At 42.0% G+C, this 23,728-nt stretch carries 27 protein-coding genes; 5 read left to right on the forward strand and 22 right to left on the reverse strand.

Translation table 11 applies throughout. The features are described 5' to 3' along the window. Nucleotides 1-245: 245 nt before the first annotated feature. The 3 genes from F0227_RS03505 to F0227_RS03515 all read right to left on the reverse strand — a co-directional run bounded on the left by F0227_RS03505 (nt 246) and on the right by F0227_RS03515 (nt 2,410). Entirely contained in the window at nt 246-767 is a 522-nt protein-coding gene (locus F0227_RS03505; protein WP_171751789.1) for a GrpB family protein, read from the reverse strand. Nucleotides 768-900: 133 nt separating this feature from the next. Further along, nucleotides 901-1,359 carry a GNAT family N-acetyltransferase gene (locus F0227_RS03510; RefSeq protein ID WP_171751790.1) on the reverse strand — a complete coding sequence of 153 codons (459 nt, stop codon included), beginning with the start codon at nt 1,357-1,359 and terminating at the stop codon, nt 901-903. Between the two features lie 415 nt (nt 1,360-1,774). Beyond that, the gene (locus F0227_RS03515; protein WP_171751791.1) at nt 1,775-2,410 is read right to left on the reverse strand and encodes a cysteine peptidase family C39 domain-containing protein; all 636 of its coding nucleotides are present in this window, start codon (nt 2,408-2,410) and stop codon (nt 1,775-1,777) included. 386 nt (nt 2,411-2,796) lie between these two features. Between F0227_RS03515 and F0227_RS03520 the strand changes: the two genes are divergently transcribed. After that, on the forward strand, nt 2,797-2,982 hold the full coding sequence (locus tag F0227_RS03520; RefSeq protein WP_171751792.1) for a hypothetical protein: 186 nt from the start codon (nt 2,797-2,799) through the stop codon (nt 2,980-2,982). A 245-nt stretch (nt 2,983-3,227) separates the two neighbouring features. On the opposite strand, the gene F0227_RS03525 is transcribed toward F0227_RS03520, so the two are convergent. From F0227_RS03525 to F0227_RS03535, 3 genes are all read right to left on the reverse strand, one after another. Next, complete coding sequence (locus tag F0227_RS03525; RefSeq protein WP_216613321.1) at nt 3,228-4,181, reverse strand: DUF6602 domain-containing protein; 954 nt, start codon at nt 4,179-4,181, stop codon at nt 3,228-3,230. Nucleotides 4,182-4,393: 212 nt separating this feature from the next. Beyond that, nucleotides 4,394-4,702, reverse strand: a complete 309-nt coding sequence (locus tag F0227_RS21900) for a UTRA domain-containing protein (protein WP_345775794.1) — start codon at nt 4,700-4,702, stop codon at nt 4,394-4,396. 166 nt (nt 4,703-4,868) lie between these two features. Further along, on the reverse strand, nt 4,869-5,561 hold the full coding sequence (locus tag F0227_RS03535) for an amino acid racemase (protein WP_171751793.1): 693 nt from the start codon (nt 5,559-5,561) through the stop codon (nt 4,869-4,871). A gap of 112 nt (nt 5,562-5,673) precedes the next feature. Between F0227_RS03535 and F0227_RS03540 the strand changes: the two genes are divergently transcribed. Further along, nucleotides 5,674-6,573 (forward strand): LysR family transcriptional regulator, encoded by a 900-nt coding sequence (locus F0227_RS03540; protein WP_171751794.1) that lies wholly within the window; start codon nt 5,674-5,676, stop codon nt 6,571-6,573. Nucleotides 6,574-6,590: 17 nt separating this feature from the next. Here F0227_RS03540 and F0227_RS03545 read toward each other — a convergent pair whose 3' ends face one another. The 14 genes from F0227_RS03545 to F0227_RS03610 form a co-directional block, all read right to left on the reverse strand. After that, nucleotides 6,591-7,154: a DUF3833 domain-containing protein gene (locus tag F0227_RS03545; RefSeq protein WP_171751909.1), complete on the reverse strand. Its 564-nt coding sequence runs from the start codon at nt 7,152-7,154 to the stop codon at nt 6,591-6,593. Continuing rightward, entirely contained in the window at nt 7,154-7,723 is a 570-nt protein-coding gene (locus F0227_RS03550; protein WP_253822022.1) for a chalcone isomerase family protein, read from the reverse strand. The genes F0227_RS03545 and F0227_RS03550 overlap by 1 nt, the downstream gene beginning before the upstream one ends. A 49-nt stretch (nt 7,724-7,772) precedes the next feature. Next, the gene (locus F0227_RS03555) at nt 7,773-8,327 is read right to left on the reverse strand and encodes a DUF2878 domain-containing protein (protein ID WP_171751795.1); all 555 of its coding nucleotides are present in this window, start codon (nt 8,325-8,327) and stop codon (nt 7,773-7,775) included. Continuing rightward, nucleotides 8,305-9,606 (reverse strand): cyclopropane-fatty-acyl-phospholipid synthase family protein, encoded by a 1,302-nt coding sequence (locus F0227_RS03560; protein WP_171751911.1) that lies wholly within the window; start codon nt 9,604-9,606, stop codon nt 8,305-8,307. The genes F0227_RS03555 and F0227_RS03560 overlap by 23 nt, the downstream gene beginning before the upstream one ends. 236 nt (nt 9,607-9,842) lie before the next feature. After that, nucleotides 9,843-10,628, reverse strand: a complete 786-nt coding sequence (locus tag F0227_RS03565; RefSeq protein WP_171751796.1) for a DUF1365 domain-containing protein — start codon at nt 10,626-10,628, stop codon at nt 9,843-9,845. After that, nucleotides 10,625-11,878, reverse strand: coding sequence for an FAD-dependent oxidoreductase (locus F0227_RS03570; protein WP_171751797.1), 1,254 nt, complete (start codon nt 11,876-11,878; stop codon nt 10,625-10,627). Before F0227_RS03570 ends, F0227_RS03565 begins: the two co-directional genes overlap by 4 nt. Before the next feature lie 2 nt (nt 11,879-11,880). Then, the gene (locus F0227_RS03575; protein WP_171751912.1) at nt 11,881-12,588 is read right to left on the reverse strand and encodes an SDR family NAD(P)-dependent oxidoreductase; all 708 of its coding nucleotides are present in this window, start codon (nt 12,586-12,588) and stop codon (nt 11,881-11,883) included. Then, complete coding sequence (locus F0227_RS03580; protein ID WP_171751798.1) at nt 12,588-13,019, reverse strand: nuclear transport factor 2 family protein; 432 nt, start codon at nt 13,017-13,019, stop codon at nt 12,588-12,590. Before F0227_RS03580 ends, F0227_RS03575 begins: the two co-directional genes overlap by 1 nt. Nucleotides 13,020-13,029: 10 nt before the next feature. Beyond that, complete coding sequence (locus F0227_RS03585; RefSeq protein ID WP_216613322.1) at nt 13,030-14,472, reverse strand: FAD-binding domain-containing protein; 1,443 nt, start codon at nt 14,470-14,472, stop codon at nt 13,030-13,032. Further along, nucleotides 14,469-15,413: a DUF523 and DUF1722 domain-containing protein gene (locus tag F0227_RS03590; protein ID WP_171751799.1), complete on the reverse strand. Its 945-nt coding sequence runs from the start codon at nt 15,411-15,413 to the stop codon at nt 14,469-14,471. The genes F0227_RS03585 and F0227_RS03590 overlap by 4 nt, the downstream gene beginning before the upstream one ends. A 26-nt stretch (nt 15,414-15,439) precedes the next feature. Next, entirely contained in the window at nt 15,440-16,195 is a 756-nt protein-coding gene (locus F0227_RS03595; RefSeq protein WP_171751800.1) for a ChrR family anti-sigma-E factor, read from the reverse strand. Then, a complete protein-coding gene (locus F0227_RS03600) occupies nt 16,188-16,817 on the reverse strand; it encodes a sigma-70 family RNA polymerase sigma factor (RefSeq protein WP_171751801.1) in 630 nt (209 codons plus the stop codon). Before F0227_RS03600 ends, F0227_RS03595 begins: the two co-directional genes overlap by 8 nt. Nucleotides 16,818-16,883: 66 nt before the next feature. Continuing rightward, nucleotides 16,884-17,513, reverse strand: coding sequence for an LON peptidase substrate-binding domain-containing protein (locus F0227_RS03605; RefSeq protein WP_171751802.1), 630 nt, complete (start codon nt 17,511-17,513; stop codon nt 16,884-16,886). A 124-nt stretch (nt 17,514-17,637) separates the two neighbouring features. Then, nucleotides 17,638-18,138: a fasciclin domain-containing protein gene (locus F0227_RS03610; RefSeq protein ID WP_171751803.1), complete on the reverse strand. Its 501-nt coding sequence runs from the start codon at nt 18,136-18,138 to the stop codon at nt 17,638-17,640. Between the two features lie 236 nt (nt 18,139-18,374). Between F0227_RS03610 and F0227_RS03615 the strand changes: the two genes are divergently transcribed. Then, entirely contained in the window at nt 18,375-18,971 is a 597-nt protein-coding gene (locus F0227_RS03615; protein WP_171751804.1) for an EF-hand domain-containing protein, read from the forward strand. A gap of 12 nt (nt 18,972-18,983) precedes the next feature. On the opposite strand, the gene F0227_RS03620 is transcribed toward F0227_RS03615, so the two are convergent. After that, nucleotides 18,984-20,555 (reverse strand): methyl-accepting chemotaxis protein, encoded by a 1,572-nt coding sequence (locus tag F0227_RS03620; protein ID WP_171751805.1) that lies wholly within the window; start codon nt 20,553-20,555, stop codon nt 18,984-18,986. A gap of 371 nt (nt 20,556-20,926) precedes the next feature. Between F0227_RS03620 and F0227_RS03625 the strand changes: the two genes are divergently transcribed. Together F0227_RS03625 and F0227_RS03630 are read left to right on the forward strand one after the other, a co-directional pair. Then, a complete protein-coding gene (locus F0227_RS03625; protein ID WP_345775795.1) occupies nt 20,927-22,345 on the forward strand; it encodes a coniferyl aldehyde dehydrogenase in 1,419 nt (472 codons plus the stop codon). A 131-nt stretch (nt 22,346-22,476) separates the two neighbouring features. Further along, nucleotides 22,477-22,857, forward strand: coding sequence for a VOC family protein (locus tag F0227_RS03630; protein ID WP_171751806.1), 381 nt, complete (start codon nt 22,477-22,479; stop codon nt 22,855-22,857). A gap of 50 nt (nt 22,858-22,907) precedes the next feature. On the opposite strand, the gene F0227_RS03635 is transcribed toward F0227_RS03630, so the two are convergent. Further along, on the reverse strand, nt 22,908-23,723 hold the full coding sequence (locus F0227_RS03635; protein WP_253822023.1) for an efflux RND transporter periplasmic adaptor subunit: 816 nt from the start codon (nt 23,721-23,723) through the stop codon (nt 22,908-22,910). Nucleotides 23,724-23,728 lie beyond the last annotated feature (5 nt).

Consider the following 23,728-nt stretch of genomic DNA (forward strand, 5'->3'; position numbering starts at 1 on the left):
GGCTTCACGAGCAAATGCTTCTAGAGCTTTCTTATCCATGTTGCTTATCCTTAGCCATGACTGGCTTAATTATAAGCAGATACACAAATTAAATTACAGTCTCCGTATATATCATTATTTGAAACGTCCAGACCGACTAAAAACTCATACATTGTATTGCCTCCGATGTTTTGATACTTATTGCCGCGTCACTAACAATAAGATGAAAAATGCCAAACATTGTGATTCTAACTGAAATATTTAGATTAGGTATATTTCCATCTTAGTGCGTTTTTCTCATGCTCTTTGATAAAGCTTTCTTTATGGGTGCTATATGCATCAATATCATTATCACAAATTTCAGCACCTTCTCGCTTTAAACTGTCGTACAGCGACGCAATTTCTGGAAAAGTAGTTAAATAATCCCGAAAAGCGATATGCCTTTTAACTTCCGAAGAACCAACTAGAAAAACATGAACTTGGTGGCTTCGTTGTATACCACCTTTTTGATAATAACGCCTACCAGCAATACCAAATTCTCCTTTCACTTTATATCCAAGTGATTCCATCAAATAATTTTCATTATCCATTTCTTCTAGTGAGTTTACTTCTATAAGTATATCGATAATTGGTTTGGCACAAAGACCTTTGACTGAAGTACTACCTATGTGGTGAATTGCTGCTACATTGTCTAGATTCAGAGCGGATTCAATCAACACTTTCTCTCGATTAAACTCATCAATCCATGAACATCGATAGTCTACGACTTCAATTACTCTCGGGTTCATCCTTCCTCCATTTTCCTGACACAGCAGTAGATGTGAGCAACGCTACAACCTTATTGAAACTGTTTTAGTTTAAACATCTAACCCGATAACCAAGCGTTGTCAAATCCCTCTTAAACCGTCTGCTATGTACGTGCTAATCAAGATACTTTTGCCAATGTTGCTGACCTTTCAAAACTGCTCTGTAGTCCTCATAATTACATGAACTGTATAGTTTTTTAGCCGCAACATTATCATCATCTACTTCTAATGTGATTTTGAGATAACTATTATCACGACAATACCGTTCAATACCATTAAGTTGTGCTATACCTACACCTTTACCTCGGAACTTTTCCGACACCATAAAATCATGAATATTCATCATTTTTTTTGCTCGATAAGTAGAGAATGATTCAAAGCAAACCGCAAAACCAGCGGGTGTTTTTTCCGCAAAACTGACAAATCCATAGAAGTAAGGTAATTCAAACAGTTGACTAATTACGGTATCATCTAACTCAATAGAAAACCCTGATAAATACTCTCTGAACAAAGACTCAAATATGTCTTTATCTTCAATACTGTCTGTATCAATACGTCTAGTTAAAATTTCCATACTTTTTTCCATCCAAGCGTATAATGGTGCATTAAATGCCTTATTAGAATAACCATTTTTCGTTAAAACGTTGATAAGTCAATTTCGCCATTATTTAACTTAAGTTGAATACCATATACATTACACAAAACGCATGTATTAAAGGTGACATTGGGAAGAACCAAAACAAGTAACCATGAAAAAAGATTCCGCTGCTTTTTTACCAACCTTACTCTACCTTTCGTTGTAGCTACAATCCTATAACCATCCTCAATTTGCTTATTAACATCTTCTTGTAATGACGATGGTACATCATGTATCGCATTGTCTTTTCCGTTAATTATCTTTTTCCTTTGATAAATTGAAGCAAGGATATTAAATATAATCAGCACCCAGAACATGTATATCAGACTTAACATTCAACCGTCCTTCATAGTTATTTCAGAGTATTGAATACATCGCAGCTTTGACATAACTCGGCCTCAACAACATTTTTTTTAAACGCAGAATTAATCGCATTAGTGAAAGATGTATTTATTTCATTTTCACATGATAAGCACTTTCTTGTTGTTAAAGTAAATTTATCAAATATCGGTATTATGGCTGTGTTTCCGCCGACCTCATCCAACTTACCACCCCTTATTGCCATTCGCTCTAAGTCTGATAAAGTCACAGAGATTCTCTTTTTGTTTTCTGGGTCGTTAATTAGGACATTCCCCGCACTAATGTTTTTTACAACTGAAAAATGCCCTCCAGTAGGATTATCAAAAGACTTGTGATTAATAATAGGGGCAACTCCATTTACATTACAAAACTCAAGTAAGTCTTTCAACGAAGAATATCTAACTGTCACACAGTCAAAATGTTGGGAGGTTAGGTAAGCCCCTATTTTATAGGTTCGACAGTACTTCCTCCCCTGCTCAGGACTTATGTCAGAAATTGCATTCCAAACATCATCCAAATCGACTCGAACGTTACTGTAATGTTTTACAATCATCGCAGCACAAGCAGCGCCGCATTTTGCTGTACCTTTTGGCTGCTTTATATAGGGTACATTAATCAACTTACTCATAATTCTCCTAATTAAATATCATGTAGCACACAGAGCTACTAATTCAAGACACAGTTATACCAAGAGCACTCATATATGCACTCACACTTTAAGACAATTTTATGATAAAAACGCCAACTGTCTCGGCTCAGTATTATACAAAAATAAGTCTGTAAGAAAATGCATCTAACAAGTACTGCTTTGCATTTCCTTCTCTTGCCGTTCAAGAAACAAACCAAACTGTTATTGCACGCTACTCTGCATTTTTATACCCTAACGAAGCACTGGCAAAATCCAGTGTCGGGATTAGGACACCGTTTGTAAAACATACAATGCATGGCAATTTTATATGTAACTTTGGCATATCTAAATTTGTGGTAATTAATGAATTACATATGGAGGTCTCTATGACCCATCAAACCCATCCAGAATTTTATCAACAAGTAGAAGACTTTATTCTTTGTGCCGTGGCAGATAACTCAACAGAGGATCACGCCACCAATACCGAGATCGCCCTATTTCTCTTAACGCTGCTTTCTAGCTACAAAAAAGAAGAGCTAGCGCAGCCGAAACGAGAGAATACGAAGGCTTAAGCTATCGATTTGTACAGCTCTTTTTGGATTAAAATAAGACGTTCTTGGTGCTAAATGAGCTGTACGGTTGAAGTAATACTAGATGCATTTCCCTTATAAAATTTTCTACTTATTTTAGTTTTAACTCGTTTTTGGACAATTGTGAGTTAGGCTTGCAGGAGGCCTAAGTATTTCGGGTAACATTAATTACTCTGAATTAACTGAATAGCTTATAAAGCCCTGTAAGGACTAAATTCATCAACTTGTTAACTAGTGAAAAACTGCGACGCCCATTCATCCCAAGATTTGAATTCGGAGTAATTACCTCTTTCAACCTTTTCTCGTACATAATTGGAATAAATAGCACTGCTCCAACTTCTCATAGAACCTTCACCAACACCTGAAAGGTTTGTGCAGCGGTAATAATCGGCTAACGACCGTATTTCAGGACTTTCCCACGCTAGCCTTTGAGAAAGATTAAATATCAACGAACCAATTGGCGTAAAGCCTTCTCCTTGGCCACTAGTTTTATTTGTAAACCCAACGTATCCAGACATAGGAGTACCTTTCAAACCGGAGTTATACTTGGGTTCTCCCATATCAACATATGTGTACTTAAACAATGACCACGTACCCAAATCGGCAACACATAACAGATCTATTGATTGGCTTGGATGTGTGACAAGTCGTTTATCTTCTTCTGTTACCTTGTTTTGGATATTCTTTATCGGAGTAGAGTTAGCCTCTTTCCATGAGTGCGAATGAGCAAGTACACCATAAATAATTGGAGAGTGAAGCTCTTTGAACGGCGTCCCAGACCTAACTTCCGCAAGTGACTTAACAATTTTACTAGTGCAAACCGCTTCTTTTATATGATTTGCCTTCAAGGTATTTTTACATTCAAATGCGGCAAGAACGCCAGCCGCTAAGTATAGTTTTTTCGATAATAATCTTCGTGGATATGAACTTTTCAATACCAACACATCAATCTGCGGGCTTGTTTTCCCGTCATGACCGATAATTCTTCCCTTGGTCACTATATGAAAATTTGACGGCAACCAATTCTCTAGCAACTCAGCCCAATTTTCTTCTCCTTGGTCACCCGCCGTACCAGAGTCCTCTTTGGTTCTTCTCTGAATACGCGTATATTCAGACGACATCTCAGCACTAGCTTGTTCCATGAAATCAAACAGATCATGAGATTTTTCATCGTTATTCAACTAAATCTATCTCCGTTTTCGTAAGAGAGCGAATGATTATGCATACTTATAGACACACTACAGGTACGAGGAAAAGTAAGTCAAATGTTGGGTTAGTGAACTGAGAAGCTAATCAGGCGTAACTTCGAATGGGGCAGAAGTCTGTTAGCAGCTCCATTGCTATAACAAACCTTTGGTCAAAAATGATCTAACGTAATGCAGATTAGAACTGGCTACTCTCGCCTGATAATCTGATGAATATTGAACAAATCACTATTGATAACGGCGATCGTGTATTCAAATGGCGAGCCATCATCAAAACAGACAATTTCGCGCAACTCAATCATCGCCTGATCGATATCCACTTTTAAAAGGCTAGCTGTTTCTTCATCTCTTAAATTGAATGCGGCAATATCCTGTTCACGAGTAAATATTTCCTTTCCTGTTAACTCTTCAATGTAACCATACTTAGATTTTTCAATATTATTAAACTGAAATCCATCCGCAACGGTAGAGGGAATATGAATACGCCAATTGATAATGGCCGCAGATTGTACTTGGCGCCCCCCTTTTCCACCGCTTTTTTAACCTGATAGTCAAAAGGAGACCGTAAATTGTAACTACTGACTATTTACGATCAGAATAAAAAAGGGCAAAAACCGCAGTTCTCACCCTTTATACAACTAAATGTTATCTAAGCAGTTCAAGCTACTTATCATGGTAATAATATTTAACACATTGATCAGCAAGTAGATCTAAAGAATCTAGCGAAATGGCTTTTTTGTACTCTTCCATATCATCAAATGCCAATGGAATTTCAGTACAACCCAAGATAACGCCTTGTGCTCCCCGTGCGATTAACCGATCAAATACGGGTTCCATCAGCATTTTGCCTTTCGCTATATTTCCCGCTTTAACCGCATATATTCCTTCCATCACTCGCTTTTGTTCGCTATCTGTTGGAATCATTGCTTCCATTGCGTTTGCCGCAATAGCATCGGCATATATGCCGGTTTTAATAGTAGCATCCGTTGCCATAACGCCAATTCGAGTCATCTCTCTTCTTCTGGCTTCGTTGAGTACCGTCTCAATAATGCTGATAAATGAGACATTGCTATTGTCCAGCTTATCTAACCAGTAGTGAGCAGTATTGCAGGGAATCACCACCTTTGTTGCGCCAGATTCTTTTAAACTCATCAGGTTATTGAGCATAGTATTCAGCGGATCTTCGCCATTATTCAGGATGCAGTCGGTCCGGTCAGGTGTAACTGGATTATTCGAAATTATCATAGCCATATGTTCTTGGTCAGAGCTTGCTGGGCTTTTCTCAACCACTCGTCTAACAAAATCCACTGTTGCCATCGGGCCCATGCCCCCTAATACACCTAACTTCTTATTCATACCGACTCCTTTGTTAGTCAAGAATCTAACAAAAAAATCGGTTGCCAAGAAATGAAATAACTGGCATAACGATGCATAAATTGCATAGCCTTATCTAACTAGAGCCGCCTATATGTTAAATATTGAGACCAAATGGTTGCAGGACTTCCTTACCCTTGCCGAGATCGGAAACTTCTCTAAAGCCGCACAAAAGAGAAACGTTACTCAGTCCACTTTTAGTCGTCGTATTCAAGCATTAGAAGGTGCGGTAGGCTGCCAACTGTTTGATAGAGATAAAACCCCAATAGCCCTAACACAAAGTGGCAGCGAATTTAGAAGTAGCGCCCGCAGTTTAATGATCCAGTTAGAATATGAGTTAGAGCGGCTAAATGATCTATCAGTATTAGGAAATCAAAAGGTTAGCCTCGTGGCCGGACACTCCATTGCAACGGATATTTTGCCGCAGTTTCGATTTAACCTATTTGCAGAAGAGAAAGAAGTCATCCTTGATGTACGTGCAATCGACATTGATGATGCGGTAAATACTTTGCAACAGAGTGCTTGTGATATCGTACTTAGCTATAAAATTGACCAGCTCCACTCTCAACCCTATCTCGCTCATAAAATTGGGGAATCTAAAATCTATTGTGTTTCCGCACTAAATGAAGAAGGAACCGCTAAATACCAGCTATCGAAAAATCAGCTATCTCCTTGGATTATGCACTCAACTAGCAGCTATATGGGGCGATTGACCCGAGAAATAAGCAATCAGTACGCTTTAAGACCAATTTTCTCTTCCGCAATGACGGACTTGGTTAAAGCGTTAGTTTTACGAGGAGAAGGTATTGGCTGGTTGCCTGATTACGCCATAACCGAAGAGTTACGAACCAAACAGCTTGTCATTTTGCAGCAACAACAAGCATCCACAATCACCGAGCTTTACGCTTATCGATCACGAGCAAAGTTACACCCTGCAGGGGAGCAGGTGTGGCAAACGTTGTGTGAGCATCACAGTATCTGTCAGTGTGAATAACTCACTGTTACCAAGGCTCATTGACTGGCAAACAGATGCTCATTGGAAGCGTGTCGTTTCTCGATGTACAAAATAAGCTCCCCCACTTTAAAGCCGAATTTGCTCATCTCGGTTTTATTGAACAATCGGTGTTCATCCATCAGGAACATCCAATCATCAAGGGTGACTTGATAAGTGGTCGAGTCTACCTCTATCTCCATCTGGTAACGCCAATAAAGTGCAGAGCCACTAGTCTCTCCTTTTGCGGTGCCAATAACATCGCTAGCGGTACCAATGTAGTTATTTTCTGCGGTTTTTTCTAAGTACCACGTTCGGGTTGAAGTTTCACCATCATCAAAGACAAACCACTCTTTTAACTCGCCTTTATTGCCCTGCCAGCTACCGACCAACTTCACGTCGAACCGTCTTAGCAAATTGCCTGAGCGGTCTAACACCATACCATATGCGACCAACTCGCCATCAAAAAACTGTTCCAACTTTAACTCAGGTTTGATTTGGCTATGTTCTTGCAAACTGGCAGAGCCACAACCGACTAGGGTAATCAGCACCAATGTCATGACTATCTGTTTCATGGTATTCATCATTGCAGCTCTCCTAATAGTTGCCTTCTTAGCTCTGGCTCTGAGGTGTTCTCAGACAACCAAATCGAAAGAAAAGCGGAAGAAAATCCATTGTCATCTATACGTCCAATGGCTTGGTCAGCAAAGTAAAACTCCCCTGCACCATTGGCTAGCTGAACAAAAGTAAGCTGATCTCCTTTGCTGACATCTGGCCAGATTTGTTTTAACGGCTCTAGCCACAACAAAATATCCATCGGTTTATAGCCAAGCTCTCGCCATTGATCTTCTGTTGCTTCAATAAGAGCTTGCTTAGATATTGATTTGTAATAGGTAATACGAAGTGCGGATGTCTGTTCATTAACCGCATGCTGCGGCTCGATAAAGTACTCCGCTTTATACAACGTCCAAAAAAGATAGTTCATCTCACCTTCGCCCTGCTTGTCCAGCAAAGCCACCGGAGAGGCAGACAGGTTATGGCTAAAAAACAGCACGAATAGCCACACTTTCGCCAGAATAAGCTTTGCCAAAACGGGCTTTATCAAAACAGGCTCTGCCGATATTTGTCGCATTGATACAAATTGCCAGTTCATAACTCACCTCGTGGTTTGTTTTCCCTCTGTCTACCACAGAGTGATTCGTTTAAGAGTGGTTGTTTTTGGAATGATTCATTTTGCAGTACTCGGTATTCAAAACGCCTCTTGATGATAAAAACGTTGAGAACGTTCGATAACTCACAATCAATAACGGAAATAGCAGTCCCCAAGAGAGAGCAAGTGAGGCAATGAGCGTGGCATCCTGCAAGCCGGACTGCAAAGCGCCTGCCTGTATACCCGCCCAGTAGCTACTTGTCCCACCAACGGCACCAAACGCCATTAGCAACCAGATAGGCTTGTTCACGAACCAGCTCAAACTGTGGTTGAAACTGATCACAAACAGTGACCAGAGCAGTGCCAACCAGAGAGGAAAGTCACCTAACTGGCTAGAGAAGCTGCCAATATTAAAATGGATAACATCCACCGTTATACCAATTAATGCCAGTGGTAATACCGCCAAGTCTTTTTTAGCTGAGGGCGACAATAAGAAATGAACGCCAAGCAAAGCGGCCAGTATTATATTGGCATTGACCGTTAAAAATGCCGCACTGAACCAGCTTGCTTGAAACAGTACTAGGTTAATAATCCAAAACCGTTTCATGCTCTTCTCCCACAAATCGAGGTTTTCTCGCCACTATATGATGAGTGCTGATCACTCTTTCTATAAATGCCCCTTCGCAGTAACAAAAATAGAAGTGCCACAAGCGTTTAAAGCTTTGGTTATATTCGCGCTGCGAAGGATCATATTGCGGCTTAGTAGAATCACTCTGCTGCTGTTCTAGCTGCGGCCAATGCTTAATAAAACGCTGATCCCAGTCATGTAGCGTCCGAGCATAGTGCAAACCAATATCATCAACCTGCTCTATCACCATATCGGTATTCTCTGCCATCTGCTGGCTAATAACCGCAATCGAAGGCAAGCATCCGCCGGGAAAAATATACTTTTGGATAAAATCGGTACTTTTGCGGTACTTCTCGTATCGAGCATCTGCAATAGTAATGGACTGGATCAGCATCTTACCGGTTGGCTTTAATAACGTTGAACAGGTGGTAAAAAAGCTATTAAGGTAATCATGACCCACGGCCTCAATCATCTCTATTGATACCAACTTGTCATATTGTCCTGTTAGCTCGCGATAATCTTGTTTCAGCAGCGTTATATGATCTTCAAGGCCCAGTTGCTTAATCCGCTGCTGGGTGTAGTCATGCTGCTTATCAGAAATCGTGGTCGTGGTCACTTTGCAACCGATGGTTTGAGCCATATAAATAGCCAACCCACCCCAGCCTGTACCAATTTCAATCACATGATCGGTCTCATTCAACTGCAACCTTTGACAAATAATGGCCATTTTCTGTTGCTGGGCCTGTTCAAGTGTTGACGCGCCATTGGCATAAATGGCCGAGGAGTATTGCATCGCAGGATCTAAGAAGCCTTGATACAGTTCATTACCAATGTCGTAGTGGGCTAATATATTGCGCTTTGATCCTTGCTTGGAGTTGCTGTTTCGTCGTTGCAGTAAAAAATTACTGAGTTTATTTATCCAACGAGTTTTACTGTCTAGTGCATCAAGTTGAGACTGATTACGCGCCATAATCTGAATAACCTGAGTTAACTGAGGGGATGACCACTTACCATCAATATAGGCTTCAGCAGCACCAATGCTTCCCCCAGAAACAATATCTTTGTAGAAGCTATCATCGTGTACCACGATGGTTGCCATCAACGTTGAGCAAGAGTGTTCATCACTTGATGAGGTCGCCAACCGGTCGCCAAACAAAGTGCGGTTATCTCCTTCAATCACCTCTAATTTGGCGTCTTTTAACTGCTTAAGGACGCTAAAGATCATTTGGCGATAAGCGCTGTTTTTGCTGCTAATCATTTGATAAGCGTGATTATCGTCACCCTGCGTCTTTGCATTTAAAGGGACAACATTTGCAGAGAAGAGATTGGCGGAAGGCATATCGATTGCCGCTAGATCCTGTGCAGATAATTCATGTTCAGCGAGTTTCTGTGCAGACATGTCCTGAGAAGAAATAGCGTGATTTCGTTTGGCAATGTGACCCATAAACACCTCAATATCCTTATTAATGTTTTCTAAACTAGTCTGTTACTTAGCTACCCATTCCCTGCACTGTTGGAGCCTTTTTTGTAAGGAACAAATGGCACTTTTTTCAAATACAGCTTCATCGCCTGCCAGTAAATCCCCACAACAATATTCAATGCCATAAAAGGCAGAGACGTCAGTGTTTTGGCTAAGTTTCGTCTATTGATGACTCGTTTTTTAAGCGCTAACGTGGCATCAAACACCTTGTTATTTTTATGGTTCTCAATATGGATAATGGTTTTGTCACTGGGCGGTGTTATGCGCCAGTGATAGGTCATATCCATCTGCATAAACGGTGACACATGGAAGTTCTTTTTCACCTTTTCGCCTTTCTCAGCGCGAACAAGATAGTAGTGTCTCTCGTTCCATGGCGTATTGCTCACTTCCGCCAGCATGCATTGATAATCACCATTTTGGTCGTAGCAGAAGTAAAAATTAACCGGACTAAAATAGAGACCAAAGCATCGGCACTGTGCCAGCATGATGACTCTATTTGAGCTCTGCCACTCTTCTCCTAACGACTGTACTTTTAAGGCAATACGTTGTTTCAGTTCACCAGGATCACTTTTTAAATAATCTTTTTCACAAAATCGTATTGGGTTAAACCAATGGGTTCCAAATAGACCACTACGCCTAGTCACCACTGGTACTTCATCAAGATCGAGCGCCATCATATAAATAGGATAACTAAAGCTATGCTCAACGGCGCCAAAGCGACGATGACGAACATCACCAATATAGATGCCGCTATAGTCACCTTCCGTAACATCTGCATTGCTTGCATCTGGTTGGCTCATAACGATACTCCAAACCTTTGAGTTACATCTAATGCGCTACGTACACCGTCTTCATGAAAACCGTTGTACCAATAAGCGCCAACAAAATGCGTCTGGTTTTTGCCACAGATCTGCTCACGCTGCTTTTGTGCTGCAACACTCTGGCTGTTAAGTACAGGGTGGTGATAAACAAAACGGCGAATCACCTTATCTGGTTCAATATCACTACTCTGATTTAACGTGACACAAAAAGTAGTGCTGTCGTTGAGCCCTTGAAGAATATTCATATTGTAGGTGACGCAAGCGGGACGCGTGTTCTCTTGGTGCAACATATAATTCCAGCTTGCCCAAGCCAGTTTTCGTTTCGGCAATAAATTGATATCCGTATGCAATACCACCTCATTCCGACTAAATGGAATCGCCGATAATATTTGTTGCTCCTCGTCAGTTGGGTCTGCCAGCAAGGCAAGCGCTTGATCAGAATGACAAGAAAAAATCACTTCATCAAAATGCTGCGTTTCCCCCTCTTGCATCTCAATTACCACCCCTTGTTCCGTTCGTTTTATCGCACGAATGTCACTCTTTAGCTGAACAGGTTGCTTAAGATGAGAAAGGATTTTATTGACATAACTTCTTGAACCTCCGGGAACCACGTACCATTGAGGTCGGTCAGTAATATTGAGTAATCCATGGTTATAAAAAAACTGAATAAAGAACTTAAGCTCAAACGTTTCCATCTCTTTTAAACTTGTCGACCATATCGCCGCTCCCATTGGCAAAATATAGTGCTGACTAAAAAAGTCCGAAAAGCCATGTTGATTTAAAAACTGTCCCAGTTTTTGCTGTTCATCAATACTGTCTTGTTGGTATAGCCGCTTGCACAGTTTGTTAAATCGAATGATCTCAACAATAAAGCGCCAAAATTGCACACTAAACAAGTTACTTCTCTGAGCAAACAGAGCATTTATGCCATGACCATTATATTCAAAGCCACTATCACGATTGTGTACACTAAAGCTCATCTCTGTGGCTTGTCGTTCTATTCCTAGCTGTTGCAACAAACGGTTGAAATTGGGGTAAGTTCGGTCATTAAACACAATAAAACCGGTGTCAATGGCGTATTCTTTATGGTTGTGAACAATATCAACCGTTGCCGTATGTCCACCGACATAATCATTTTTTTCAAACACAGTTACATGGTGTTTTTTGCTCAATAAGTAGGCGCAAGTCAGCCCAGATATACCACTTCCAATGATTGCAATTTTCTTCATTTTTAGGCCATCCTTGTCGCAACGTGCTGCCAAACCTTGGCAGGTAAAAAACGAAACAGCTTCATGATAAATACAAACAGCAGTGGGAAATTGATCTCAGTTTTTCCCTTTTCTATTCCTGCCATGATTTTGTTTGCCGCTTGGTGACTATCCATCAGCATCGGCATAGCAAAGGTGTTTCTTTCGGTAAGTGGCGTGTCTACAAAGCCCGGTTGAACTAAGGTAACGCCAATATTATGGGGTTTTAAGGTTATGGATAAGGTGTTGGCTAAATAACTTAAAGCCGCTTTCGATGCCCCATAAGCTTCCGCTCTTGGCAATGGAATAATGGCCGCGCTGGAGCTGATTAATACCAACCTTCCCCCCTGTTTAAGGTTATTTAACCAAGCCTGCAAACAGTAGCCAATGGAGATAAGGTTAATGTTGATAACTCGCTCAAATAGCTTGGCATCAAAGCCTAAAGGAGAGTCAATATATTCACAGTCTCCGGCATTTAGAATAAGCAGGTCGATCTCTTGATCAATAGACGGGTAATGATCAACCTCGGTTAAGTCAAAACAGAGTGGCGTAATACGCTCCCCTTGTTCAGCCAAAGCTGACAGCTTTGCCCTGTTTCGCCCACACGCGATAACATCAGCACCTTGACGGTCATAAGTTATCGCCAGTTTCTCTCCAATTCCTGATGTACAGCCAGTAATCATTACTCTCATCATTGACCTACCCGATTATTGATTAGCTTGACCAGCGTGCCGACGACTGGAATATGTTGATAAACCATCGCCCCCACATCGAAATAGTCCCGGTGATAAATCACCAAACCATCTTTTTCTTCTAGGCGCGAGTGACCGTCAATTGAGATAGGCTGCTGGCGGTTGAGCTTGTTGTGGCTAAATGTCATGGTCCAGTACACCGCCGCTTGATCATTACCGGCAATCACGTCAGTAATAATAAACTGGCAAGAGATTACATTAAGGTAGCTCTGCTTAAAGTACGCTAACAACGACTCTCTTCCCGAGACTCTATGCATAGGGTCAATAAACTCCACCTCGGAGTGATAAATAGCAGACAACGAATCCAGATTATCAGTACCTAGCTCACTGTAAACGGTGCAAAATTTGTCTATCCATAGTGCTTTTTCCATACTGCTATCCCTAAAGCTGCTTAAAAAATGCCAACGCTCTATTGCGAGCAAAGTTATGATCAACAATCGCGGGCCAATAACGGTCAGAGCTTTGCTTCTCTTCTATCACTTGCTGCTGCAGTAAAACCTGTTCGCTCTGCAAATACTGATGAGGAAAGTGAATGTACTTATCAGGCACTTCCTCTAGCTCTGGTAAATAACTACGTATGAACTCGCCATTTGGATCAAATTTTTTGCTCTGCAAGATGGGATTAAACATTCGAAAATAGGGTTGAGCATCGCACCCCGTGCTCGCTGCCCACTGCCAGCCGCCGTTGTTGGCGCTGTAATCACCGTCAATAAGGTGCGACATAAAAAAGCGCTCTCCCCAGCGCCAATCAATTAATAGATGCTTGGTTAAAAAGCTCGCTACGATCATTCGTAGTCGGTTGTGCATCCATCCTGTACTGATCAGTTGCCTCATTGCGGCATCAACTATTGGGTAGCCCGTTCGACCTGTACACCACGCCTCAAACTCTGATGGCTGATTTAACCACGGTAGAGATTGATATTTAGTCACAAAGCATTCTCCGCGAATTAACCTCGGAAAATGGACAAGTAAGTACTTATAGAAGTCACGCCAAATGAGTTCGTTTAACCAGGAAAATGCCTCATGTGTTTGGTCATAGAGAACATCCGGATCGCGCTCGATCAACTCTTTTGCCAACCAACGGACACTCATGGCACCAATCGCCAGATAAGGAGAACAGCCAGAGGTTCCTTTAATGGCCGGATAATCTCTATCTACTGCGTATTGCGGCAATTTCTCAGCAAAAAAATGGGGCAAAACACGCGCCATTACCACAGAGCTCAAAGGCCACTTCGATGAGTCACTTAGCGGATAATCAACATTAAACTGTTGCAGCAGGCTTTTGTCATGGCAAGTGTCGGGAGTGGTACTCATATTAGGAGGGGAAACACACTCTATTCCCGTTAACTGCACCTGTTTTAGCCACGCTTTCTTATAAGCGCTAAACACCTTAAATGGACTATTTTGCTGCGTTAACACTCTGTCAGCAGAGACCATCATTTGGCAGTCAAACAGCTGCAAATGGATGCCCTGCTCGCTAACAGCTTGGTCTCGCTTCGTTTCGTACAACTCTAACTCACGATTAGCAAATACCAACTTGGTCTGTTGTTGCCGACAATAGTCAACCAAAACGCCGACCTGCTGGTCATAGTCTTCGGCTTGCAAATGAACCAGCTCAATACCAAGCAATTCAAATTCTTGATATAGCTGAATTAGATGCCGCTTTAACAGGTCAATTTTAATCCCAGCGCTATTATGCTTATGCCACTGTTGGGGGGTAGAAATAAAGACCGCTTTCGTTACACCCTGCTTCAAGGACTCCGCTAACGCGGGGTTATCATGCAGCCGAACATCATTGCGAACCCATAAAATACCGCCACTCAATATCCATACCTCAGTTTTAACTCTGTTGGATGTGGCGAAAGATAAGCCTGAAGAGTTAAGTATTCATTAGGGTATTCACGCAAGTAGTGTTTTATCAAGGTTAACGGCACCAATAACGGGGTGTGGCCGTGCCGATAAGCTGCAATCTCATCGGTTAACTCTTTGGTGCGCTCTTTATTTAACTGCTTCTTAAAATAGCCTTGAATATGCTGCAAGGTATTAGTGTGAGTGGCTCGAGTGGCTTTGTGTTTTAGCGCCAACATTAACTGCTCGATATACTGTTCCGCCAGTTCTTGCAGTGGTAAGTCTGAATGAGCGAGAAAACGCCCAATCGTTCGATAACTTTCAACATGGTGACTCATCAACAGATATTTATGAGCACTGTGAAATTGAAGGACTTTATGTTTTGTCAGTCCACCATTCACCAGATCTAACCACTTCTGATAAGTAAACACGCGAGTGATGAAGTTCTCTCTGATTACCGGATCATTTAACCGACCATTTTCCTCTACTGGCAGTGCGGGGTTTCCTTGCATAATTTGCTGGGCAAAGATGCCAACACCGTTGGACTCTGATCCTTTGCCGTGATGGTGGTACACTTTCACCCGTTCCATGCCACAAGTCGGACTTTTAGCACAAAAGATAAAGCCCGCTAAGTCGCTGCTATTGCTGGAAATCTGCTTGCCATAAGCTTTAAGGGCGTCGGTAACATCACCACTACCGTCAGGGCGTGACACCGTAATGATGTTATCTGTTTTTATCTGTCTAATGGTGGGCCTAGGAATAGGTAGTCCCACAGCAACCTCTGGGCAAACAGGACGAAAATCAGCAAATTCCCCTAGCTGTTCCATGCAAAATGCTGAACGTTTATGACCGCTGTCATAGCGAACCTTTTGTCCTGATACACAAGCACTAATGCCTATCGTGAGTTTCCTTTCCATGATGCTCTCCTTCTACGCTCTGCCAGTTAATAGATAAATTTCCCCATTGGGTTAATTAACTGAGAAAGTCCTTTAGTAAAGTGCAGGCTGTCGCTCGATACCGTTAAACAAACGCACCCTTCTTGCGTGACAGGTGTATGGTTATGCTCTCCATCCAGCCAGATAAAATCGCCCGCGGCATAGTGCCCCATTTCATCATCAAAGCTACCTTGCAATAACAGGGTAATTTCAAAACCGTTATGGCTATGGCTAGGGATCCCGCCACCCGATTCAATAGATAGCAGACTCATTCTTAAATTGTCATCTTCCAGTGCCAGTCGAGATCGAGATAGCTTACCCAACGTCTGCCACTCTTTTAACGCAATTGAACGCATCGCCTGAGGCAAGACTAATCGCTTACCTGCTACGTCTATTTCCTGCCTCTCAGGTAATTTATCTTGTGACTGCAGTTCAATAGTGGCGCTATCCTCCTGCTCACTAATAATACTATTGATCATTGCCAACGCATCACTATCAGCTAAAGGGTCTTCTATAGCTATTTGATCCGCCAGATGTTCTTGGCTGGAAATTGCGTTGTAGGGTACATCGACCAAGCTTGTTTGTTCGGCAGCACTCTCTTGGGAAAAAAGTTGTTGTGCCATCTCAGCGGTAATGGCCTCTACCTGTTCGCGGCAATCGACGCATGTCTCAACATGGCTAGCAACAATAATGGAGACAGATGCGGGCAGTTCCCCTGCGGCAAAACGCTGCAATACTTCTGTTGTGGGGTGATATTTAATCATTGTACTGTCCTCCCATATGCTGTTTTAGCTTAGCCAATGCCAACCTCAATCTCGATTTCACTGTTCCTATCGGGACATCAAGCTGTTGCGCTAACTGCTCTTGAGATAACTCCTGAAAATAGACCCCTTTAATCACCGCTTGCTGAGCATCTGGCAAGCTATCAACATGCGCAAGAAGTTTGTTAGACATAAGATGGTCTTTAAACACATCACTCTCTTGCTGCGTCGACTCTACAATGGAGTCCACAGGCCAGATATCGTCAGCCAACGAGAGCTCATTACGATGTTGCATCTTTCGCAACATATCAAATGCGGCATTGCGCATTATAGTGTAGACCCAAGTGGTCGCTGCACCTTTATCGTCACTGTACATATGCGCTTTCTTCCAAATAGAAGTCATGGTCTCTTGAACCAACTCTTTAGCCTGCATTTCGTTATTAAACTTTTGCATGCCAAAACGCTGAATTTTGGGCGAGAAAAACTGAAACAGGTGGGTAAATGCCTGCTTGCATCTCTGCTCCGCCACTCGATTTAGCCAGTGAGAAAGCTCTATTGGCACCAGAGAATCAACGCTGATAATCTGCTCCTTTTGGATCTGTTGAGAACTTACATTCTGCCGCATACTGCTCACCAGTTAGTGGATGTTTTACGGCAATACGCGTTAACAGTAATAATGGATCACTTATTTTTAGTTTTCATTAAAAATAATGGTTAGACACTCAATGGCGGCATCAAAACTATCGTCGGCTAGAAAATGTCGTTTGGCTTGAAACGGCATTGGTGTTAGTTCTAAAAGCCTTGCGCATACCCACTCAATACTCTGAAACTGCTTTTGTGAATAGAGCGCTGACACCTCTATCTTTTTTTCAAACAGCTTCTGCAAACTCTTTACCAGTATCGGCAGCGATTTATCAAGATGGCCATTACCACGGTTATCGCTATTAATAGTAGTCCAATGTGGTAACGCTTGCGCTTCTGCATACCTTAGTCCATTCTCGTTTTTCTCTATTTTAGAGAGTGAAACCAAACATTCGCCCTGAACATCAATAGTAAGATATTGATTATTATCCAAATCAAAGTTCACCAGACTCACCGATATACCCAGTTTAATCGTATGAGCATCACTTTGAAAAGAGAGAATGAACGGCTGGTCATTCTTCAGACAATCTGCCAGTAAGGTCAAGTATTCAGGTTGGTAAAGGGTTAAGCGTAACCGTCCTTGTGGAAAAAGGATAACAGGTGAAGGTATAACCGTAGCCACTGTCTGGTCTGTTTTATCCACTAGGTTCTGCAGCTCCCCCTTCTCTTTTACTATCATCGCCACTCCTTATCGCTCATTCGCAAACTGTCTCATCAGATAAAAAATAAAAGCGCAGCTTAAACACACTGCGCTCTATCGATTATTGTTGTTTTGCTCTGGCTTAATTGACTTAACCGTCGTTCTATTTTGGCAAAATGACGCTATCAATGACATGGATGACACCGTTGCTCGCTTCTACATCAGTGGCTAAAACTTTTGCTTGGTTTACCATCACACTTCCGTTGTTAACCGTTATGCTGACGTCCTGTCCTTGAGCTGTGGTTGCTTTAGAGAGTTTAACCACATCCGATGCCATCACTTTTCCCGGCACAACATGATAGGTAAGAATGGCCACAAGCTGGTCTCTGTTTTCTGGTTTTAATAATGACTCTACCGTGCCAGAAGGCAACTTAGCAAACGCTTCATCCGTTGGAGCAAATACGGTAAACGGCCCATCGCCTTTTAAAGTATCGACCAACCCAGCGGCCTGAACCGCCGCGACTAGCGTGGTAAATGAGCCATTTTCCACCGCAATATCTACGATATCTTTTTTCATCTCACCGTGTTGATTGTTGTTCGAACAAGCCACAATAGCGAAGCTAGCAATCAATAACATAAATGCTTTCATATATTTGTTTAACATAATTGTTCCTCTATATCCTAGTGTCCTAATGTCAGCTAGCAATACGTTAAGATTTTTATAATGGATCATATTAATTAATATTTTTCACCATTCTCAGCAATTACAAAGTTACTTGGTTATATTTTTAACTCACCATTTCTCTCTCAAATAAAATAAACAAATCAGTTAACGTAAAATTAACCATGCCGCACTCATAATCCTTGCCAGAAACAGACAATCTATAAGCAGGATAAATGATGAACAGACAACTAAAGACCTATCTATTAACCATTGCTACCGTTACCAGCTGCAATGTATTTGCGTCTGCTCAAACAGACAGTATGTTTACCGAGTTTGACAGTAATAAAGACAACCAACTCTCGCTACAAGAGTTTAAAAATGGTGGCTTAGACTCAGAAGGTGACAGCTGGTCTGCTGGACTCTCTTCTGTTTGTACCACTAAGTCTCTGCAAATGGTTGAACCAGAACTGATAAAAACCTTTGAATTAATGGACGAAAATAAAGATAAGAAACTAAACAGAGATGAGTTTAATAAAAAAGGGGAAACGGTATACAACGACTACTGGAAGACCTCTTTTAAACAAGCCGATAGCGATAAAAACAATATGCTGTCTATGAAAGAATATAAAGATCAAGCAAGCGGTTATATAAAACGTCTTGAAGATAGTTATCAAGATAAAAATATTCCCGTAGAGTGCAAAGCAGATATGGAATATTGGCAAGGATACTACTCAGAAGCCAACAAATATGTTGATGAGTCTTTTCAGTACCTTGATGATAATAAAGATAAAAAGCTTACTTTTGATGAGTACTTAGGTAAGCATTTTAACTAATTAATCGGTTCTTTAAGCGTTATCACCCTGAATAGGGTGATAACCTATTCTTACGCCGCCCCAATGTCGTCCATTGACATAAATTGGCACCGAAAGGTCATGTACCACCTCCCCAGTATCTCGCTTATAAGTTTGCAATAACATGGTTTTAGTATGTTTACCGCAACGCAAGCCAACTCGGTCATCAAATATTCGCTTCGTCCGATTTTGAAGTATATCGACGTCAGCATCCCCTGTTAGGGGCTGGCAGAACTGGTTGTTATGGGTAGGAACGTACCCTTTATCGTCCGTCGCAATCGCATAGATAATCTCATTACGTTGCTCAACAACCGGTTCTTGCATCGCGGGCAGTACTTTGTCGCAATAGCTGTCGTACTTAGTATGATATTTCGTTGGAGTATCTGAGCCGGGCGTACTCGCTGCACGATGATGACGGTCAAACAGTTCATTCTCCGTTAATTGACCTGCTGAGATACCATCTTCAAACTGCTTAGAGATAGATAATGCTAAGTTACTGGCCATTTTATAGATCTCGCTATGAGTACTTTGCTCATAATGTTCGACCAGTACTGCATTGCTATGCTCTGCCATTTCCATTAAATGTCGAGACTGAGATTGCAGATGCTGCAACTCATGATCGGTTTCCGCCAACGTCTGTTGAATATTGATAATCGATCCGGATATGGCCAATAATCCTTTTTCATTTTCTGATGCGCCGCTAGAGATGGATGACACCTGCTGTTCAACTTGCTGAGCTTGACTAGCGATAACGCCCAAGCGTTTCTCAACACTTTCAACACTGCTAGCACCTTGATCAACTCGATTAGAAAGGGTCTGAATTGTGCCGGTTACCTCATGGGTTTCGGCTAAAATCTGGCTGACAATTTGAGTAACCTCATCGGTACTCTGAGCTGTTCGCTTTGCCAATACTCGCACCTCATCGGCAACAACAGCGAACCCTCGTCCCGACTCTCCTGCTCTCGCCGCTTCTATAGCAGCATTCAGCGCCAATAAATTTGTTTGAGAAGCGATATCTCCTATCACCTTTGTTACATTTTGAATACGAGTGACTTGAGCATCAAGACTGCTTATTTGCTCTACCGAGGCTGTTGTGTAAGTGGTTATCTGCTGCATATTCTGTACTGCTGAGTGCAGTTCAGCCAAGCCTAGCCGGCTTGTCTCATGCATATCTTTTGATGCGGTCAATGTTTGCAATGCCGATGAAGAGGTCAGTGTTACTGTGTCGGTGATCTCTTTTGTGGTGTCACTAATATGATCAATGGACTGAAGCTGGTTACCGACTCTATTTTTTAGCTGGTCAGTAGCAAAAGAGACTTCTGCCGAGCTCACGGCACTACTGTTCATCTCATCAGCAATCAATGAGGCTATATGTTTGTTGTCTACACTTTCTTCAGGTTCTGACTCTCTATCACTCTGCTTTTCTGCATACAAAACGACAATGACTAAGCTTCCAACACTAACAAATAGTGCTGCCGCCGCTAATCCCCAGAAATAGAGTGCCACTCCTATAGCAATAATCCAGACAGTGACTAATATTCCTGTACGACTTGTAGATAACACCACCACCAACTCCTAATCAGTAAATTTCTCCGGACAGCATAGCGATTCTTATCATTAGTAAAAGGAGCTATATACCGTTGTGACCAAAGTATAATAGCTCTAGTTATACTCACGTAATCTAATGAATCCATTTTAAAGGACTGTATAATTCTTGCCGTAGAATGACGATGCCTTCAAATCAGTGCCTTGATCAGTTGCCAATACATTCTCGCTGAACAAGCACCTTGAGATCACTTGAGTCTATCTACTATGAAAAATAGCCAAACGACGATCTTCCAGCCTTAATTGATTGAATCGCTGTAATGAAACAATTACTCTTGAGTAATGATACTAATTGCACCGTTAGCGTGGTTAATATGGACAATACTCCTCACATAAATAACAACATTGAGCTTGAACCATCGATGGCACAGATATTTGCCAAACAACGAGCACATTTTCTATCTCAAGCTAATCCAAGTTACCACGTTAGGGTTGAACAACTTACCAAGCTAAAGTCGGCTCTACTCGCCAATAAGGAAAAATTGGTTACAGCACTTAATCAGGATTACCGTCATCGCTCTGTGGATGACAGTTTAATATCCGATATTTTGCCGTGTATAAATAACATCAATTACACCATCAAACAGCTAAAGAAATGGATGAAACCAAGTCGTCGCCATGCAGGGCTGCTGCTCGCTCCTGCTAAAGTGACGGTTCATTATCAACCCGTTGGGGTTGTCGGTATTATTGCGCCTTGGAATTTTCCGGTGATGCTCTCTATTGGACCTTTGATCACCGCGCTTGCCGCAGGTAACCGAGCAATGATTAAGTTATCTGAGTTTACCCCTCAAACTAATGCCGTCATTGTGGCGATGCTCAAGGATATATTTGAACCCAATCATGTGGCATGTATTGAAGGCGAAGCTGAGATCGCAGCCCAGTTCTCCTCACTGCCGTTTGATCACCTACTCTTTACCGGCTCAACGACCGTTGGACGACATGTAATGAAGAGCGCGGCGGACAACCTGACGCCAGTCACCTTAGAGCTTGGTGGTAAATCTCCGGTTATTATTGCCGATGATATGGACCTAACGACGGCCGTGGAACGAATGATTTACGGGAAATGCCTCAATGCAGGGCAGATCTGCGTTGCCCCAGACTATGTATTAGTGCCAGAAGGCAAAGAGCAGGCATTTATTCAAGCCTACAGCGCTAAATTTAATCGCATGTATGGCGATGTTGACAATAACGACGATTACGGCAGCATTATTAATCAACGTCAGTTTGACCGAATCAAACAGCTACTGGATGATGCCCGAGAAAAAGGAGCCGAGGTCATCAGCGCTAATGGTCATGAAATCAATGATCAGCAACGCAAGATTCCAACACAGTTGGTCACAAACACCAATGACGATATGCTAATCCGGCAACAAGAGATATTTGGCCCGCTGCTTCCCGTTATTGGTTATAAAGATATCCAGCAAGCGATACAACATATCAATGATCGACCTAGACCTCTCGCATTATATTTAATGAGCTTTGATGAAGCCGTTCAACAAGAGGTATTAAATAACACCCATTCAGGTGGGGTCTGTATCAATGAGACTGTATTTCATGTGGCGGCAGATGATGCCCCATTTGGCGGTATTGGCCCTTCTGGAATGGGGCATTACCACGGAAAAGAAGGATTTTTGACCTTTAGTCACGCAAAAACTGTACTGACAAGAGGGAATTTCAACAGCGGTAAATTCATTCACCCTCCTTACGGCGGCTGGATGCAAAAACTACTTATGCGATTCTTTATGCGTTGATTATCAACGTATAAGCATTAGAGCAGTTCGCATTTCACATACGGAATTCAAGTCGCTTCTAGGGTCTGTTGATCTTTCGAGAACAGGCCATAGGTACTTGTTTATTAAGAATCTATAACAAAGGATGAGTTATGTTCAGTCACGTAATGCTAGGTGCTAATGACATCGAGCAATCAAAAAAGTTTTATGATGCCATTTTGCAAGTTCTGGGGTATTCCGAAGGGGTCATCGATCATAAAGGTCGCTACTTCTATCTCAGTGATCATGGTGTTTTCTCCATCACAGCACCGCTCAACGGTGAAGCAGCAACGGCAGGTAATGGTATGACTATCGGCTTTAAAGCCAGCAGCCAAGAACTCGTTGATACTTGGCATAAAGTAGGACTAGAAAATGGTGGAACAATATGCGAAGAGCCTCCGGGTGTAAGAGATAGCGGTAAAAGAAAACTCTATTTAGCCTATCTACGCGATCCTTCAGGAAATAAAATCTGCGCAACACATTTTATGTGGTAACCATTGATCGGGTTACCTGTTAGTGATGCTAATGCTTGACCGGATTGCGATTATTCCGCCGGAGAGAGCTCTACTCGACACCTAAGGCCAGCCGTGAGTTGGCCTTTTTTATTGTCTAACTGCACAATGATAGCAAAGGTGTTGCTGGCAGCATCTATCACAGGATCCACGGTTTTTATCTTACCCTTAAACCTCGCATTATCTCCCGATGTTATTAGGGTAACGTCTCTACCTCGGTTAATCTCTCCATAATACTCGGCAGGCAATACCACTTCTGCATGCATTGGGTTTAAACTTACGATTCGCAAAAAGGGAGTCTCATCCACAAACTCTCCCGGCTCTTTTAATTTCTCTACCACAACCCCGTCCAGCGGACTCATGGTTTTGCGCTGCTGCAATCTTACTCGGACTTCTGTTAGTTGAAAGGCCGCTAAGCGCTGTTCCGTCAACATTTCATCTTGTTCATTGTCAGAGATAAGGTTCTTTTTAAATAAATCTGCGTTTCGCTCTACTTTCCGAGAAGCAAATTCAAGTCTCGCCTTCACCGTATTTAAAGCTGCTTGCTCAACGGTTGAGTCTAAGGTCATCACTACTTGCCCTTTTTTTACTCGGTCTCCAAGCTCAACAGGTAATGATTTCACCACACCTTGTACCGCACTGCTTAACTCCACCTCTCGACTAGGTGCCAACAGGCAACTTAGCTGTGCATCATTGATAAGGTTAATATCCATGGTATCGGCAGTGACACTATCCGCGTAAGTAATATGACTAAACAAAACGGCGAACAGAGCTGTTAAGTTACATCCCCGAAAAGACATTACTTGTTTAATCGCGACGGGTCGTCTCACTGTAAACATCCATTTCATTTAAT

Origin of the sequence: Vibrio sp. 99-8-1, assembly GCF_013114595.1 — a bacterium.
In the GTDB taxonomy this organism is placed as follows: domain Bacteria; phylum Pseudomonadota; class Gammaproteobacteria; order Enterobacterales; family Vibrionaceae; genus Vibrio.

Coding starts and splice junctions, on each gene's coding strand:
- F0227_RS03505 (WP_171751789.1), bottom strand. CDS start 767: ATGAACCCGAGAGTAATTGAAGTCGTAGACTATCGATGTTCATGGATT.
- F0227_RS03510 (WP_171751790.1), bottom strand. CDS start 1,359: ATGGAAATTTTAACTAGACGTATTGATACAGACAGTATTGAAGATAAA.
- F0227_RS03515 (WP_171751791.1), bottom strand. CDS start 2,410: ATGAGTAAGTTGATTAATGTACCCTATATAAAGCAGCCAAAAGGTACA.
- F0227_RS03520 (WP_171751792.1), top strand. CDS start 2,797: ATGACCCATCAAACCCATCCAGAATTTTATCAACAAGTAGAAGACTTT.
- F0227_RS03535 (WP_171751793.1), bottom strand. CDS start 5,561: ATGAATAAGAAGTTAGGTGTATTAGGGGGCATGGGCCCGATGGCAACA.
- F0227_RS03540 (WP_171751794.1), top strand. CDS start 5,674: ATGTTAAATATTGAGACCAAATGGTTGCAGGACTTCCTTACCCTTGCC.
- F0227_RS03545 (WP_171751909.1), bottom strand. CDS start 7,154: ATGAATACCATGAAACAGATAGTCATGACATTGGTGCTGATTACCCTA.
- F0227_RS03550 (WP_253822022.1), bottom strand. CDS start 7,723: ATGAACTGGCAATTTGTATCAATGCGACAAATATCGGCAGAGCCTGTT.
- F0227_RS03555 (WP_171751795.1), bottom strand. CDS start 8,327: ATGAAACGGTTTTGGATTATTAACCTAGTACTGTTTCAAGCAAGCTGG.
- F0227_RS03560 (WP_171751911.1), bottom strand. CDS start 9,606: ATGATTAGCAGCAAAAACAGCGCTTATCGCCAAATGATCTTTAGCGTC.
- F0227_RS03565 (WP_171751796.1), bottom strand. CDS start 10,628: ATGAGCCAACCAGATGCAAGCAATGCAGATGTTACGGAAGGTGACTAT.
- F0227_RS03570 (WP_171751797.1), bottom strand. CDS start 11,878: ATGAAGAAAATTGCAATCATTGGAAGTGGTATATCTGGGCTGACTTGC.
- F0227_RS03575 (WP_171751912.1), bottom strand. CDS start 12,588: ATGAGAGTAATGATTACTGGCTGTACATCAGGAATTGGAGAGAAACTG.
- F0227_RS03580 (WP_171751798.1), bottom strand. CDS start 13,019: ATGGAAAAAGCACTATGGATAGACAAATTTTGCACCGTTTACAGTGAG.
- F0227_RS03590 (WP_171751799.1), bottom strand. CDS start 15,413: ATGGAAAGGAAACTCACGATAGGCATTAGTGCTTGTGTATCAGGACAA.
- F0227_RS03595 (WP_171751800.1), bottom strand. CDS start 16,195: ATGATTAAATATCACCCCACAACAGAAGTATTGCAGCGTTTTGCCGCA.
- F0227_RS03600 (WP_171751801.1), bottom strand. CDS start 16,817: ATGCGGCAGAATGTAAGTTCTCAACAGATCCAAAAGGAGCAGATTATC.
- F0227_RS03605 (WP_171751802.1), bottom strand. CDS start 17,513: ATGATAGTAAAAGAGAAGGGGGAGCTGCAGAACCTAGTGGATAAAACA.
- F0227_RS03610 (WP_171751803.1), bottom strand. CDS start 18,138: ATGTTAAACAAATATATGAAAGCATTTATGTTATTGATTGCTAGCTTC.
- F0227_RS03615 (WP_171751804.1), top strand. CDS start 18,375: ATGAACAGACAACTAAAGACCTATCTATTAACCATTGCTACCGTTACC.
- F0227_RS03630 (WP_171751806.1), top strand. CDS start 22,477: ATGTTCAGTCACGTAATGCTAGGTGCTAATGACATCGAGCAATCAAAA.
- F0227_RS03635 (WP_253822023.1), bottom strand. CDS start 23,723: ATGAAATGGATGTTTACAGTGAGACGACCCGTCGCGATTAAACAAGTA.